Genomic DNA, 14,648 nt, shown 5'->3' with positions numbered 1-14,648 from the left:
AGGAACCAAGCAGATGACTATCAAAGCGATCAACGTACGCAACCAGTTCAAAGGCACCGTCAAGGAAATCCTCGAAGGCCCGGTGTTGTCGGAAATCGATGTGCAAACGGCCTCGGGTATCGTCACTTCGGTGATCACCACCCGCTCGGTGCGCGAGCTGGAGCTGACCATTGGCAGTGAGGTGATTGCCTTTGTGAAGTCGACTGAAGTGTCGATTGCCAAGCTCTGACTACCAGGGCAAGGCTTTGCCTTGCATCGCTGGCAAGCCAGCTCCCACAAGGTTCGGTGTATACAGTCCCTGTGGGAGCTGGCTTGCCAGCGATGAGGCCATCAGCGTTTAGGCAGAAACGGCGGCAAATACAGCCCCAGATACGCATCAAACACCCGCATCCCTTCCTCGGCCATGCGCGGCGTGATCTGCCCGTGCAACTGCACCGAGCGGGCATACACCCGATCGCCCAGCTCCATGGCCAGCGCAAACACATCCACGTCCTGCGGCAACACCGGCAACTGGAAATGCTCGGCGAACAAGGTATGCATCAGGTCGCCCAGCTCGATGTCGTGCTGGCGGTCAGCCTGGGTCACTTCGCTCAGACCATGCTGGGCCAGGATCAACTGGCGCGCCGCGGCATCTTCGTTGTAGATCACCAGCATGCGTTGCTCGACCAGGCGCGACAGGTCGTGCCAGGTGTTCAACGCCGCTGCATCAATGGGCGCTTCAAGGCAGGCGCGAAAGGCGCTGTGCACGTCGGCGGTGAGCGCTTCAAGCAGGGCCGGGACACTGGCGAAGAAGTGATACACCGACGACGGCGGAATCTGCGCGCGCTCGGCCACGCTGTAGATCGACAGGCTGGCCACCCCTTCGCTGGCCAGCAGCGTGCGCGCCGCCTCGAGGATCGAATCGATCCTCGCCTGGCTGCGGGCCCGGGGTTTGCGCGGGGTAGCAGTGCGGGTCATGTCAGTTGCTGATCGCCAGGATGCTCGCCTGGTAAGCGCTGACGAACAGGTCGAAGTCGGCCTTGTCCTCTTCGCGCTCGAGCTTTGCCTGGGCTTCCAGGGACTCGTGCGCTGCCGTTTCGAAGCGTTGCTGCTGCTCGATCGGCAGGGCCTGGGCGCGGAAGAACTCTGCATGGGCCTGGCTTTGCCGCAAGGCGAAGCGGCTGAAGCTTTCCTTGTGCTCGGTCATGCTCGCCAGCACCTGCGCCGATGGCGTCAGGGAAGGGTCGCTGACCTTGGCTTTCTGCGCGTGCAGGGCCTTGGCGTGTTCGTCGCTGCCGTGGCTGCGGTCGAGCAGTTCGGCCAGGGGCGCAATGCGTTCGAGCAGTTCAGCGGCCCACTGCTTGAGCTCGACCGGCTGACCGTCACGCTGCAACTCCAGGCCCGGACGGCGACCTTCCTTGACCACGCTAAGGAAGTTGCCGGTGCAGTTGCCGCACTCCAGGTTGCCCAGCAGCGGGCTTTCTTCCAGGGCGCAGAACAACAGGAAGGCGTCGAGGAAACGCGCTTCGGGCAAGTCGATACCGGTTGGCAGGAACGGATTGATGTCCAGGCAGCGCACTTCGACGTACTGGATGCCACGGGCCATCAGCGCCTGGATCGGCCGCTCGCCGCTGTAGGTGACGCGCTTGGGGCGGATATTGGAGTAGTACTCGTTTTCGATCTGCAGGATGTTGGTGTTCAACTGAACCCACTCGCCATCCTTGTGCGTACCGATCTCGACATAGGGCGCGTAAGGCGTGGCTACCGCTTTGCGCAGGCTGTCGGTGTAGCTGGCGAGATTGTTGTAGCAGGGCGTCAGGCCGGACTGGGCGTTGCTCTGGTAACCCAGGTCGCTCATGCGCAGGCTGGTGGCGTAGGGCAGGTACAGGGTGTCGGCGTCGAACTGTTCGAGCTGGTGCGGGCGGCCACGCAAAAAGCCCGCATCCAGGGCCGGCGAGGCGCCGAACAGGTACATCAGCAGCCAGCTGTAGCGGCGGAAGTTGCGGATCAGGGCGATGTAGGCCGACGACTGATAGTCGCGATTATCTTCCGTGCCGTGTTCGGCAGCGCGCAGCAGCGGCCAGAGTTTTTCTGGCAGCGAGAAATTGTAGTGAATCCCGGCGATGCACTGCATGGTGCGGCCGTAACGCAGGGCCAGGCCCTTGCGGTAGACGTACTTGAGCTGACCGATGTTGGAGGTGCCATACCAGGCGATCGGAATGTCTTCCTCGGCCGGCAGCGGGCAAGGCATCGACGGGCTCCAGAGGAACTCGTTGCCAAGCTTGGTGTAGGCGAAGCGGTGGATGTTTTCCAGGCTTTCGAGGGTCTGCGCCGGGTCGGCCAGGGCTGGGGTGATGAACTCCAGCAGCGACTCCGAATAGTCCGTGGTGATCTGCTCGTGGGTCAGCGCCGCGCCGAGGGCTTCGGGGTGCGGAGTCTGGGCCAGACGACCTTCCTCGGTCACACGCAGGCATTCACGCTCGATGCCGTGCAGGCACTGCTTGAGCAGGGAGAGGTTGTCGCCTTGGCCGAGCAGGCTCAGGCGGCGGTTGAGAAGTTCGCTCAAGATGGATTCCTTCACGCGTCAGTCGCCCCAATATGGGGGTGGAGATGACGGTCTACAAGGGTGGACAGAGGAACTGGCGTTGTCGCCTGGTTGTGGCCGGCTTTCGGCAGCGCCTGCGCTCTGCCGAAAGTACCGCAGTTTGGCCATTTGCGGCTAGAGGACGACGAATGTCCCCTGCGCTTTTGCCACCAGTTTGTCGCCCTGAAGTACATCGGCGTCGACCACCAGCGTGCGCCGCCCGGCATGCAGCACCCGGGCAACGCACAGCACTTCACCTTCACTGACCGCGCGCAGGTAGTTGATCTTGCATTCCAGGGTCACGCTCTGCTGGTCGAAACCATGGGAACTGGAACAGGCCAGGCCCATGGTGGTGTCGACCAGGCTGAAGATCGCCCCGCCATGCAGCTTGCCACCCCGGTTGCGCAGGTGCGGCTCCAGGGCCATGACCACCTCTGCAACACCGTTTTCCAGGCGTTGCAGACGGCAGCCGAGCAACTGGCTGAAGGCGCTGAAGACGACGTCGTCGGGAGCCGTCATCACTTCTTCTTCAGCTGCTTGGCGTTGGCGAACAGCGAGGCCATGGCGTTGTTGGCCGGTGCCGGGGTTTCCTTGGCACGGGCTGGAGCGCTTTGCTGGCGCGGGGCCGAGCCCGGGCGGCTGCCACGGGCGCCGTCGATCTTCTCGCCCGGGGTGTCGCTCATGCGCATCGACAGGCCGACGCGTTTGCGCGGGATGTCGATTTCCATGACCTTGACCTTGACCACGTCGCCGGCCTTGACCGCTTCACGCGGGTCCTTGATGAACTTCTCCGACAGGGCCGAGATGTGCACCAGGCCATCCTGGTGCACGCCGATGTCGACGAAGGCACCGAAGTTGGTGACGTTGGTCACCACACCTTCGAGGATCATCCCCAACTGCAGGTCCTTGAGGTCTTCGACGCCTTCCTGGAACTCGGCGGTCTTGAACTCGGGGCGTGGGTCGCGGCCGGGTTTGTCCAGCTCCTGGAGGATGTCGGTGACGGTCGGCAGGCCGAAGGTTTCATCGGTGAATTTCTTCGGCTCCAGACGCTTGAGGAAACCGCTGTCGCCAATCAGCGAACGGATGTCGCGGTCGGTTTCAGCGGCAATGCGCTGTACCAGCGGGTAGGCTTCCGGGTGCACTGCGGAGGCGTCCAGCGGGTTGTCGCCGTTCATTACGCGCAGGAAGCCTGCGGCCTGTTCGAACGTTTTCTCGCCCAGGCGGCTGACTTTCTTCAGTGCTGCGCGGGTCTTGAAGGCGCCGTTGGCATCGCGGTGAGCGACGATGTTCTGCGCCAGGGTGCTGTTGAGGCCGGAGATACGGGCGAGCAGGGCGACCGAGGCGGTGTTGACGTCAACGCCGACGGCGTTCACGCAGTCCTCGACCACCGCATCCAGGCCACGGGCCAGTTTCAGCTGCGAAACGTCATGCTGGTATTGGCCGACACCAATGGATTTCGGGTCGATTTTCACCAGTTCGGCCAGCGGGTCCTGCAGGCGCCGGGCAATGGACACGGCGCCGCGGATCGATACGTCGAGGTCCGGGAACTCCCTGGCCGCCAGTTCCGAGGCCGAATACACCGAAGCGCCGGCTTCGGAGACCATGATCTTGGTCATCTTCAACGCTGGGTATTTTTTGATCAGTTCGGCGGCGAGCTTGTCGGTTTCGCGGCTGGCGGTACCGTTACCGATGGCGATCAGTTCCACCGAGTGCTTGGCGCACAGCGCGGCGAGCACGGCGATGGTCTGGTCCCACTGGTTTTTCGGCACGTGCGGGTAGACGGTGGCGGTGTCCAGCAGCTTGCCGGTGGCATCGACCACGGCGACCTTGCAACCGGTACGCAGGCCCGGGTCCAGGCCCAGGGTGGCACGCGGGCCGGCCGGGGCGGCCAGCAGCAGGTCGTGCAGGTTGTGGGCGAAGACGTTGATCGCCTCGCCTTCGGCGTTGTCGCGCAGCTCGCCGAACAGGTCGGTTTCAAGGTGGCTGTAGAGCTTGACCTTCCAGGTCCAGCGCACCACTTCGGCCAGCCACTTGTCGGCAGGACGGTTCTGGTTTTGCAGGCCGAAACGCTCGGCGATCATCATTTCGCAGGGGTGCAGGGTGCCCGGCAGCTCTTCGCCGACTTTCAGCGAAGCAGCCAGCACGCCTTCGTTACGGCCCCGGAAAATTGCCAGGGCGCGGTGCGACGGCACGCTCTTGAGCACTTCGTCGTGCTCGAAGTAATCGCGAAACTTCGCCCCTTCCTCTTCCTTGCCGGCCACCAGGCGAGCACTGAGCACCGCTTCCTGCTTGAGGAAGCTGCGCAGCTTGTCGAGCAGGCTGGCGTCTTCGGCGAAGCGCTCCATGAGGATGTACTTGGCGCCTTCGAGGGCGGCTTTGACATCGGCCACGCCTTTTTCGGCGTCGACAAAACGCGCGGCTTCGGTTTCAGGGCTCAGTTGCGGGTCGTTCAGCAGGCCATCGGCCAGCTCGCCCAGGCCGGCTTCCAGGGCGATCTGACCCTTGGTGCGGCGCTTTTGCTTGTACGGCAGGTACAGGTCTTCGAGGCGGGTCTTGGTATCGGCCAGTTTGATTTCGCGGGCCAGCTCCGGGGTCAGCTTGCCTTGCTCTTCGATGCTGGCAAGGATGCTGACACGCCGGTCGTCCAGCTCGCGCAGGTAGCGCAGGCGCTCTTCCAGGTGGCGCAGCTGGGTGTCATCCAGGCTACCGGTGACTTCTTTCCGGTAACGGGCGATAAAAGGTACGGTCGAACCTTCATCAAGTAGAGCCACGGCCGCTTCGACCTGTTGTGGGCGGACACCGAGTTCCTCGGCGATGCGGCTGTTGATGCTGTCCATAAAACCACCTGACAAATTGTGAATACAAAGGCCGCGGGCGGGCGCTGTAGAGCGCTTGTGGTCAATGCGGCGCTGGCTGAAAGCGGCGCATTATACCCAGCGCGTCCGGCTTGCGGTGATAGCAGCAGGCCAGTTGTCGGCCCGGCAATACTGGCACCCGGGGAAAAATCTGCTAACAATGCACACGGCACGGCCATTGATGGCTAAGCCATAATGCGTGCCGAGATTAGAGGAGCTACCCATGAGCAGCACTGCACAAACCGCCGAAGGCGACAAAATTCTCATCGTCGACGATGACCCGGGCCTGAGCAGCCTGCTGGAACGTTTCTTCACCAGCAAGGGTTATCGCGCCCGTGCAGTACCCAATACCGAACAGATGGACCGCCTGCTGGCCCGCGAAGTTTTCAACCTGGTAGTGCTCGACCTGATGCTGCCTGGCGAAGACGGCCTGACTGCCTGCCGCCGCCTGCGCGCCGCGAACAACCAGATCCCGATCATCATGCTCACCGCCAAGGGCGACGAGCTGAGCCGCATCAAGGGCCTGGAGCTGGGTGCCGACGACTACCTGGCCAAGCCTTTCAACCCCGACGAGCTGATGGCCCGGGTCAAGGCCGTGCTGCGCCGTCAGGCACCGGCGGTACCGGGCGCACCGGGCAGCGAGGACGAAACCGTTACCTTCGGCGACTACGAGCTGTCGCTGGCCACCCGCGAACTCAAGCGCGGTGAAGAAGTGCACATGCTCACCACCGGTGAGTTCGCCGTACTCAAGGCGCTGGTGATGCACGCCCGCGAGCCGCTGACCCGCGACAAGCTGATGAACCTGGCCCGTGGTCGCGAGTGGGACGCCCTTGAGCGCTCCATCGACGTGCAGATCTCGCGCCTGCGGCGGATGATCGAACCCGACCCGTCCAAGCCGCGTTATATCCAGACCGTCTGGGGCGTTGGTTATGTGTTTGTGCCGGATGGTAATGCCACCAAGTGATGTTTCGTTTGCAGGAGTAGCTCACCGCCAGCAGGGCAGACCTTCGGGGTTGCCCTGTTTTTGCCTGTGCAGCGCTTTGCAAAGCCTGCGAGCCCCGCTCGTTCCCGCATAGTGTGTAGCCGTTGTCGATGAAAACGCCCCTGTGGTTCCCGCAAAGCTTCTTCGCCCGCACCCTCTGGCTGGTGCTGATCGTCGTGCTGTTCTCCAAGGCCCTGACCCTGGTGTACCTGCTGATGAACGAGGACGTGCTGGTTGATCGGCAGTACAGCCACGGCGTGGCCTTGACCCTGCGCGCCTACTGGGCTGCCGACGAGTCTGACCGCGACAAGATCGCCGAGGCGGCGGGGCTGATTCGCGTGGTTGGCTCCGGCGTTCCCGAGGGTGAACAGCACTGGCCGTACAGCGAGATCTACCAGCGCCAGATGCAGGCCGAGCTGGGCGCCGATACCGAAGTTCGCCTGCGCGTGCATGCACCACCGGCCTTGTGGGTACGGGCTCCGAGCCTGGGCGATGGCTGGCTGAAGGTGCCGCTGTATCCGCACCCGCTGCGTGGGCAGAAGATCTGGAGCGTGTTGGGCTGGTTCCTGGCCATCGGCTTGTTGTCCACCGCGTCGGCGTGGATCTTCGTGCGCCAGCTCAACCAGCCGCTCAAGCGCCTGGTGTTCGCTGCCCGGCAGCTGGGCCAGGGGCGCAGCGTACGGCTGCCGATCAGCGACACGCCGAGCGAAATGACCGAGGTATACCGCGCGTTCAACCAGATGGCCGAGGATGTCGAACAGGCCGGCCGCGAGCGCGAGTTGATGCTGGCCGGGGTTTCCCATGACCTGCGCACACCGCTGACGCGCTTGCGTCTGTCGTTGTCGTTGCTGGCCAACGAAAGCGACCTGACCGACGACATGGTCCGCGATATCGAAGACATGGACGCAATTCTCGACCAGTTCCTGGCGTTCATTCGCGATGGCCGCGACGAGCCGGTCGAAGAGGTCGATTTCAGTGAGCTGGTGCGTGAAGTGGTGGCGCCGTTCAACCAGCCGGAAGAACAGGTACGCCTGTGCCTGGAGCCGATCCCGCCGTTCCCGCTGCGCCGGGTGTCGCTAAAGCGCCTGCTCAACAACCTGATCGGCAACGCCCTGTATCACGCCGGCAAGGGTGTGGAAGTGGCGGCCTATGTATCGGGTGAGAGTGGTGCGCCTTACGTGGTGCTGAGCGTGCTGGACCGTGGTGCCGGGATCGACCCGGGCGAGCTGGAGGGTATCTTCAACCCGTTCATTCGCGGTGACCGTGCCCGCAGCGGCAAGGGCACCGGGCTGGGCCTGGCGATCGTCAAGCGGATCGCCGCCCAGCACGGCGGCAACGTGCAGTTGCGCAACCGTTCAGGCGGCGGCCTGGAGGCGCGGGTGCGGTTGCCGTTAGGGCTGATGCTGCCCCGCGACGCGGTCTAGCCTTTGCCTTTGGTGCGGGTCAGGTTCGGCCCGCCATTCTTCTCCAGGTGTTCGATGATCATCCCGGCAACGTTCTTGCCGGTGGTGACTTCAATGCCTTCCAGGCCTGGTGAGGAGTTCACCTCCATCACCAGCGGACCGTGATTGGAACGCAGGATATCCACCCCGGCCACGCTCAGGCCCATGACCTTGGCCGCGCGGATGGCGGTCATGCGCTCTTCCGGGGTGATCTTGATCAGGCTGGCGCTGCCGCCGCGGTGCAGGTTGGAGCGAAACTCACCAGGCTTGGCCTGGCGCTTCATCGAGGCGATGACCTTGTCACCGACCACGAAGCAGCGGATGTCGGCGCCTCCGGCTTCCTTGATGTATTCCTGGACCATGATGTTCTGCTTCAGCCCCATGAAGGCTTCGATCACCGACTCGGCGGCCTTGGTGGTTTCGCACAGCACGACGCCGATGCCCTGGGTGCCTTCGAGTACCTTGATCACCAGCGGGGCGCCGTTGACCATCTGGATCAGGTCGGGGATATCGTCCGGCGAGTGGGCAAAGCCAGTGACCGGCAGTCCGATCCCCCGACGCGACAATAGCTGCAGCGAACGCAGCTTGTCCCGCGAGCGGGCAATGGCCACCGATTCGTTGAGCGGGAACACCCCCATCATTTCGAACTGGCGCAGCACTGCGCAGCCGTAGAAGGTCACCGAAGCGCCGATCCGTGGGATCACCGCGTCGAAGTTTTCCAGCGGCTTGCCGCGGTAGTGAATCTGCGGCTTGTGGCTGGCGATGTTCATATAGGCGCGCAGGGTGTCGATCACAACCACCTCATGGCCTCGTTCGGTACCGGCTTCGACCAGGCGACGAGTGGAATACAGACGCGGGTTTCGCGACAGCACGGCGATCTTCATGCAACACCTGTGGAGGGAGTGATAGTGGCCGGGAATGCCGGCTTGTCCTGAACGTACTTGAGCCCCGGATTGACCACCAACTGGCCATGGATCAGGGCTTTGGAACCGAGCAACAGGCGATAGCGCATGGCCTTGCGGCAAGCCAGGGTGAATTCCACTTCCCACACCCGGTCACCCAGCGCCAACGGCGTGCGGATCACGTAGCGGGTCTGGGCCTGGCCGTTGGAGCTCTTGATGGTCTTCATCGTCACCAGCGGCGCTTCGCAGCGCCGGTGGCGCAGTTGTACCACCGAGCCCAGGTGGGCGTTGAAACGCACCCACTGCTCGCCATCGCGCTCGAAGGGTTCGACTTCGGTGGCGTGCAGGCTCGAGGTGCTGGCGCCGGTGTCGATCTTGGCCCGCAGGCCGGCCAGGCCGAGGTCCGGCAGGGCCACCCACTCGCGCAGGCCGATCACGGTCAAATGGTCAAATGTCTTCAAAATGCTCAACCAGCGTAATAAGTCGTCAGGCACCAAAACGGATGTGAGCGACAGGTCGGTGAACTGTAAGCACGCCGCGTGTTTTTTGCATCCGCCAGATACGGTAGTACAGTTCCCTTTACGAAAATAAGTGGGGAAATGTCATGGCACAAAAGCAGGAAGAGGATGACAAGGTCCGCCTGGACAAATGGCTATGGGCAGCGCGTTTCTACAAGACCCGGGCGCTGGCCAAGGCGGCCATTGAAAGCGGCAAGGTGCATTGCCGGGGCGAACGGTGCAAGCCGGGCAAAGAGCCGCGGATGGGCGATGAGTTCGTGCTGCGCACCGGCTTTGACGAGCGTACGGTAGTGGTCAAGGCGTTGTCGGTGGTGCGTCGTGGCGCGCCGGAGGCTCAGGCGCTGTATGAAGAGACCGAGCAGAGCATTGCTCGCCGCGAACAAGCCGCTGCCCTGCGCAAGGCCGGCGCTCTGGGTGTCAGCACTGATGGCCGGCCCACCAAGAAACAGCGGCGCCAGCTGCATCAGTTGCATGACAGCGCAGGTTAAGCGCGCGGGTTGATCACGTGCAGGCGCCCGAGCAGCGGCAGCCGCACCAGCCACTCGAACAATGGCGCGCTCAGGCGCATCAGGGTGGCGCTGGCTTTGGCGGCAAATGGGGTATAGCAGCTCCAGCCCAGGGCCAGCACTGCCATCAGCACGCCGCCGATGTAGTCGTCCTGGCCCCAGTGCGCGCCGGCTACCAGGCGTGGCAACATGAACAGCAGCGCCAGGGCCCAGACCAGTATTTGCTGCAGCAGCTTGCGGCTGAACAGGCTCATGAACATCGCCCAGATCAGCAGCACCGAGGCATGGTCACCGGGGAAGCTCTGGCTGGAGCGGTCCTTGAGCTCCCATCTGGCTTCCAGATGCGGGTAGAAGTCGCTCAGGTGGATGGCGTCGCTGAACACCATCGACGGGCTGTTGTGCTGCCAGCCCATGGCGTTCATCCATTTCGAGAACAACGCGCGGATCACCAGCAGCAAGACCAGGGTGGCGAAGAAACCAAAGAAGGCCTGGCGCACCTGGCCCGCCTTGAACACCCAGTCGCCGCGGACCAGCAGGCTGAGCAGGATCAGGCCGACGACGATATCGAACGGACGCAGGCTGCCAACGGTCCAGATGTAACGCCAGGTGCTATTGTCGGCAAGTGGCCGATTGAGCAGGTGAAACAGCCATTCGTCGAAAGTCAGGCAGAGGATCTGGCCAAAGGGCCATAACCAGAAACACAGTAGGGCAACGGGCAAAACCGTGCAGAGAATCAAAGGACCCCAAGCCCACCTTGCTTGGAACAGTGAAGAATTGTCCATAAACTACCTCTTTGCTGCGAACCACGAGTGCACCATTCTGGTGCTCTAGGTCGGGCTTTATAGGCCCTTGAAATTATTTTGTCATCATTCAGAAAGCCAGAACCCATGTCCGATTTGCCAGATACCGACTACACACAACGCTTCATCTTCGACGACCGCGATGTGCGCGGTGAAATGGTCGGGCTGGAGCGCAGCTACGCCGAAGTGCTGGCCAAGCATCCTTACCCGCAGCCTGTCGCCCAACTGCTCGGCGAGCTGATGGCGGCTGCCGCGCTGCTGGTGGGTACGCTGAAGTTCGATGGTCTGCTGATCCTTCAGGCACAGTCGAGCGGGCCGGTGCCCCTGCTGGCCATCGAGTGCACCAGCGAGCACGAAATTCGCGGCCTGGCACGCTATGCGGCCGAGCAGATCGAGGATGATGCAACCCTTGCCGACCTGATGCCTGGCGGGCATCTGGTCCTGACCATCATTCCGGTCAACGGTCAGCGCTACCAGGGCACGGTGGAGCTGGACGGCAAAGACCTGTCGGAGTGTTTCACCAACTATTTCGTCATGTCCCAGCAGATCAACACCTGCATCTCGCTGGCCGCCGACGGTATTCGAGCCCGTGGCCTGCTGGTGCAGCAGCTGCCTGCTGATCGCCAGAAGGACATCGAGGAGCGTGAGGAAAGCTGGAACCATGTGAAAGCGCTGGCCAATACGGTGAAAGCCGAGGAACTGCTGGGTCTGGACAACGAAACCGTGCTGCATCGCCTGTATCACGAGGATGCCGTGCGCCTGTTCGATGTCCAGCCGCTGCATTTCCGCTGCAGCTGCTCGCGTGAGCGCTCCGGTAATGCATTGGTCAGCCTTGGCAAACATGACGCGCTGGAGCTGATTAACGAGCATGGCGGCAAGATCGAAGTCGATTGCCAGTTCTGCAATCAGCGCTATCAATTCGATGCCGCCGATATCGAGCAATTGTTCGCCGGTGGCGGTGTAGACACGCCGTCAGATACTCGTCACTAAAACGTTTCATCACAGGTAAATCTCCTGTCTAACGCCGGAAACACGCCGTTCTGACAGGAGGGCCCTACTTTTTTTGGGCGTTTCTGGCATAATCCGGCCACTTTTTTCGCTGTAGTAGTTTGGAAAGATCTACTACAAAACGTTTGGAGCACTCGGCCGCAGGCCGGATGGGGAATCTCATGACGCAAGCCAACAACACCGTCTACACCGACCTGAGCGTCGATGAGCTGGTCAAAGAAGCGCTGAACCGCGGTGAAGGCGAGCTGGCCGACACTGGCGCGCTGGTCGTGAAAACCGGTCACCGCACCGGTCGTTCGCCAGTGGATCGTTTCATCGTCGAAGAGCCGTCCACTCAGGACGCCATCGCCTGGGGCCCGATCAACCGCAAGTTCCCGGCCGACAAGTTCGATGCCCTGTGGGACCGCGTCGAGGCGTTCAACAACGCCCAGGAACACTTCGTTTCCTACGTTCACGTAGGTGCAGCCGCCGATCACTACCTGCCGGTCAAGATGACCACCCAGACCGCCTGGCAGAACCTGTTCGGCCGTTGCCTGTTCATCAACCCGCAGCAGTACAACCCTGCTGGCCGTGATGAGTGGCAAGTACTCAACGTTGCCAACTTCGAGTGCGTGCCTGAGCGTGACGGCACCAACTCCGATGGTTGCGTGATCCTCAACTTCGCCCAGAAGAAAGTGCTGATCGCCGGTATGCGTTACGCCGGTGAAATGAAGAAAGCCATGTTCTCGGTGCAGAACTTCCTGCTGCCGGCTGCCGACGTGCTGCCAATGCACTGCGCCGCCAACATCGGCGAAGAGGGCGACGTGACCCTGTTCTTCGGTCTGTCGGGTACCGGCAAGACCACCCTGTCGGCTGACGAAAGCCGTTACCTGATCGGCGACGACGAGCACGGTTGGGGCGAAGGCGTTGTCTTCAACATCGAAGGCGGCTGCTACGCCAAGTGCATCGACCTGTCCGAGAAGAACGAGCCGGTCATCTGGAAAGCCATCAAGCACGGCGCGGTACTGGAGAACGTCGTCATCGACGACGCCAAGCACGCCGACTACGCCGATGTCAGCCTGACTCAGAACAGCCGCGCCGCCTACCCGCTGGAGCACGTTGCCAAGCGTTCCGAGAAAAACCTCGGTGGCGAGCCTAACGCGGTCATCTTCCTGACCTGCGACCTGACCGGCGTGCTGCCGCCAGTGTCGATCCTCAACGAAGAACAAGCGGCCTATCACTTCCTGTCCGGCTACACCGCACTGGTGGGCTCGACCGAAATGGGTTCGGGCAGCGGCATCAAGTCGACCTTCTCCACCTGCTTCGGCGCACCGTTCTTCCCGCGTCCGGCTGGCGAGTACGCTGAACTGCTGATCAAGCGTATCCGCGGCTTCGGCTCCAAGGTCTACCTGGTCAACACCGGCTGGACCGGCGGTGGCTACGGCGTTGGCAAGCGCTTCAACATTCCGACCACCCGCGCGGTGATCGCAGCGATCCAGAGCGGCGCCCTGATCGGCACCGAAACCGAACACCTGGACATCATCAACGTCGACGTGCCGCTGGCCGTGCCGGGCGTTGAAACCAACCTGCTCAACCCACGCAACACCTGGGCTGACAAGGCTGCTTACGATGAAGCTGCAAAAGCCCTGGCTGGCCTGTTCATCGAAAACTTCAAGAAGTTCGAAGTTTCCGACGCCATCAAGGCTGCTGGCCCACAGCTGTAAGCTGAAGCCCGCGTAAACAAAAAACCGCCCTCATGGGCGGTTTTTTGCTTTCCGGTCCAACGAATCTCTTGTGGGAGGGGGCTTGCCCGAATGATGATCAATTGGTGCTTGATCGCGGGGCAAGCCCGCTCCTACAGTTATGAGCCATCCAATACTCAGGCCCACCATGTCCGAACTCCCTCAGCGCCAAGCCTATCCCCACCTGCACCCGATCCTCAGCCGCTGGCAGGACAGCGACCTCAATGGCCATATAGCCGGTGCCACGGTTTACGCCTACTTCGACACGGCGATCCAGGCGTACCTGCTGCAACAGGCCGGGCTGGACCTGCAGGAAGGCGAGGTCGCCGGCTTCGTGGTCAGCTCGGCGGCGGACTTCTTCGCCTTGCCGGCCTTCCCCGACACCCTTGAGGTCGGCCTGCGGGTGGCGCGCCTGGCAGGCAGTTCGGTGGAGTACCAGTTGGCGTTGTTTCGGGTCGAGGACGGGCAACCCTGCGCGGCCGGCAAAGTGGTACAGGTGTTCGTCGAGCGCAGCTCAGGCCGGCCGGCGCAGTTACCGGCCATGCTGCTGGCGGCGCTGGAGCGCTTGCAAGGCTGAGGCCACTCAATCGTTGAGGCGGATGATCCCTTCGCGTACGGCGAACAGCACCAGGCCCGGTACGTCGTGAATCTGCAGGCGGTGCATGATTTGCGAGCGATGCGCCTCGATGGTCTTCACGCTCAGGCCGAGGCCGTCGGCAATCGAGCGGGTCGATTCACCGCGGGCGATCAGCCGCAGGATTTCCAGCTGGCGTGCGGTGAGCTGCATCGTGGTGCTGCCGCTGGGGCGCTTGCGGCTGTGTTTCACCGCCTGGCCAATGACCATCGGCAGCACCGCTGAGGACAGGTACTGGCCGCCGTTCTTCAGGGCCTGCAAGGCCTGCTCCAGCTCCAGTACGGTGGCGCTCTTGAGCAGGAAACCATGGGCACCCAATTGCAGGCAGCGCATGACGAAGTCCAGCTCCGAGCGCGACGAAAGCATCAGCACGTGGCTGGACGGCACGCGCAGGAACAGCTCGCGCAGAATCTGCTCGCTGTCGAGGGTGTCGGCGGTCATGTCCAGCAGGATGATGTCGGGCTTGAGTTTCTCGGCCAGGGCGACAGCGGTCATGCCATCGCCTGCGTCACCGACTACGGCGTATTGTTTTTTTTGTTCGAGCAGCGCTCGCAGGCCCGCTCGAAAGAGCGGCGAGTCATCGGCAAGTAGTATTCGGCAAAGCATGGGTTCGAGCCTGTTTCGCAAAAGAAGAGGGGCGGCAGGTTTGCTCGGTCCGGATGAGCGCTGCCGCGTGGTGGCGCGATCAGTATCGGGGGCCTGCCGCAGGTCCCGGCA

General features: G+C 62.4%; 15 protein-coding genes. 7 read left to right on the top strand and 8 right to left on the bottom strand.

The window, feature by feature from the left end; all coding sequences use genetic code 11:
- The first annotated feature begins 13 nt into the window (after positions 1 to 13).
- Positions 14 to 229: a TOBE domain-containing protein gene (locus tag ABM562_RS03895; RefSeq protein WP_010221227.1), complete on the top strand. Its 216-nt coding sequence runs from the start codon at positions 14 to 16 to the stop codon at positions 227 to 229.
- Positions 230 to 330: 101 nt separating this feature from the next.
- On the opposite strand, the gene ABM562_RS03890 is transcribed toward ABM562_RS03895, so the two are convergent.
- The 4 genes from ABM562_RS03890 to ABM562_RS03875 all read right to left on the bottom strand — a co-directional run bounded on the left by ABM562_RS03890 (position 331) and on the right by ABM562_RS03875 (position 5,400).
- Complete coding sequence (locus ABM562_RS03890; RefSeq protein WP_115084836.1) at positions 331 to 957, bottom strand: TetR/AcrR family transcriptional regulator; 627 nt, start codon at positions 955 to 957, stop codon at positions 331 to 333.
- Between the two features lies 1 nt (position 958).
- Positions 959 to 2,560: a glutamate--cysteine ligase gene (gshA, locus tag ABM562_RS03885; protein WP_134064866.1), complete on the bottom strand. Its 1,602-nt coding sequence runs from the start codon at positions 2,558 to 2,560 to the stop codon at positions 959 to 961.
- A 138-nt stretch (positions 2,561 to 2,698) separates the two neighbouring features.
- On the bottom strand, positions 2,699 to 3,082 hold the full coding sequence (locus tag ABM562_RS03880; RefSeq protein WP_115084838.1) for a PaaI family thioesterase: 384 nt from the start codon (positions 3,080 to 3,082) through the stop codon (positions 2,699 to 2,701).
- Positions 3,082 to 5,400, bottom strand: coding sequence for a Tex family protein (locus ABM562_RS03875; protein WP_258578547.1), 2,319 nt, complete (start codon positions 5,398 to 5,400; stop codon positions 3,082 to 3,084). The genes ABM562_RS03880 and ABM562_RS03875 overlap by 1 nt, the downstream gene beginning before the upstream one ends.
- A 241-nt stretch (positions 5,401 to 5,641) precedes the next feature.
- On the opposite strand from ABM562_RS03875, the gene ompR reads away from it, so the two are divergent.
- Entirely contained in the window at positions 5,642 to 6,382 is a 741-nt protein-coding gene (ompR, locus tag ABM562_RS03870; protein ID WP_115084840.1) for an osmolarity response regulator transcription factor OmpR, read from the top strand.
- 128 nt (positions 6,383 to 6,510) lie between these two features.
- Positions 6,511 to 7,824, top strand: coding sequence for an ATP-binding protein (locus tag ABM562_RS03865; RefSeq protein WP_115084841.1), 1,314 nt, complete (start codon positions 6,511 to 6,513; stop codon positions 7,822 to 7,824).
- Here ABM562_RS03865 and rimK read toward each other — a convergent pair.
- Positions 7,821 to 8,726, bottom strand: coding sequence for a 30S ribosomal protein S6--L-glutamate ligase (gene rimK / locus ABM562_RS03860; protein ID WP_010221234.1), 906 nt, complete (start codon positions 8,724 to 8,726; stop codon positions 7,821 to 7,823). The genes ABM562_RS03865 and rimK overlap by 4 nt on opposite strands.
- Positions 8,723 to 9,205 carry a retropepsin-like aspartic endopeptidase RimB gene (rimB, locus tag ABM562_RS03855; protein WP_038998194.1) on the bottom strand — a complete coding sequence of 161 codons (483 nt, stop codon included), beginning with the start codon at positions 9,203 to 9,205 and terminating at the stop codon, positions 8,723 to 8,725. The genes rimK and rimB overlap by 4 nt, the downstream gene beginning before the upstream one ends.
- A 143-nt stretch (positions 9,206 to 9,348) precedes the next feature.
- Here rimB and ABM562_RS03850 point away from each other — a divergent pair, with 143 nt between their 5' ends.
- Positions 9,349 to 9,750 carry an RNA-binding S4 domain-containing protein gene (locus tag ABM562_RS03850; RefSeq protein WP_115084842.1) on the top strand — a complete coding sequence of 134 codons (402 nt, stop codon included), beginning with the start codon at positions 9,349 to 9,351 and terminating at the stop codon, positions 9,748 to 9,750.
- Here ABM562_RS03850 and ABM562_RS03845 read toward each other — a convergent pair.
- On the bottom strand, positions 9,747 to 10,550 hold the full coding sequence (locus tag ABM562_RS03845; protein WP_134064862.1) for a phosphatase PAP2 family protein: 804 nt from the start codon (positions 10,548 to 10,550) through the stop codon (positions 9,747 to 9,749). The genes ABM562_RS03850 and ABM562_RS03845 overlap by 4 nt on opposite strands.
- 105 nt (positions 10,551 to 10,655) lie before the next feature.
- Here ABM562_RS03845 and hslO point away from each other — a divergent pair, with 105 nt between their 5' ends.
- From hslO to ABM562_RS03830, 3 genes are all read left to right on the top strand, one after another.
- On the top strand, positions 10,656 to 11,558 hold the full coding sequence (gene hslO / locus ABM562_RS03840; RefSeq protein WP_115084844.1) for an Hsp33 family molecular chaperone HslO: 903 nt from the start codon (positions 10,656 to 10,658) through the stop codon (positions 11,556 to 11,558).
- A gap of 179 nt (positions 11,559 to 11,737) precedes the next feature.
- Positions 11,738 to 13,279 carry a phosphoenolpyruvate carboxykinase gene (locus ABM562_RS03835; RefSeq protein WP_115084845.1) on the top strand — a complete coding sequence of 514 codons (1,542 nt, stop codon included), beginning with the start codon at positions 11,738 to 11,740 and terminating at the stop codon, positions 13,277 to 13,279.
- 166 nt (positions 13,280 to 13,445) lie between these two features.
- Positions 13,446 to 13,874 (top strand): acyl-CoA thioesterase, encoded by a 429-nt coding sequence (locus ABM562_RS03830; RefSeq protein ID WP_460420934.1) that lies wholly within the window; start codon positions 13,446 to 13,448, stop codon positions 13,872 to 13,874.
- 6 nt (positions 13,875 to 13,880) lie between these two features.
- Here the strand turns inward: ABM562_RS03830 and ABM562_RS03825 are convergent, their stop codons facing one another.
- Positions 13,881 to 14,537 carry a response regulator gene (locus ABM562_RS03825; protein ID WP_026001197.1) on the bottom strand — a complete coding sequence of 219 codons (657 nt, stop codon included), beginning with the start codon at positions 14,535 to 14,537 and terminating at the stop codon, positions 13,881 to 13,883.
- Between the last annotated feature and the right edge of the window lie 111 nt (positions 14,538 to 14,648).

The sequence above is a fragment of the Pseudomonas sp. ZL2 genome, assembly GCF_054788455.1.
The sequence above is the reverse complement of the archived record's forward strand: the minus strand, read 5'-3'. Positions and strand labels throughout refer to the sequence as shown.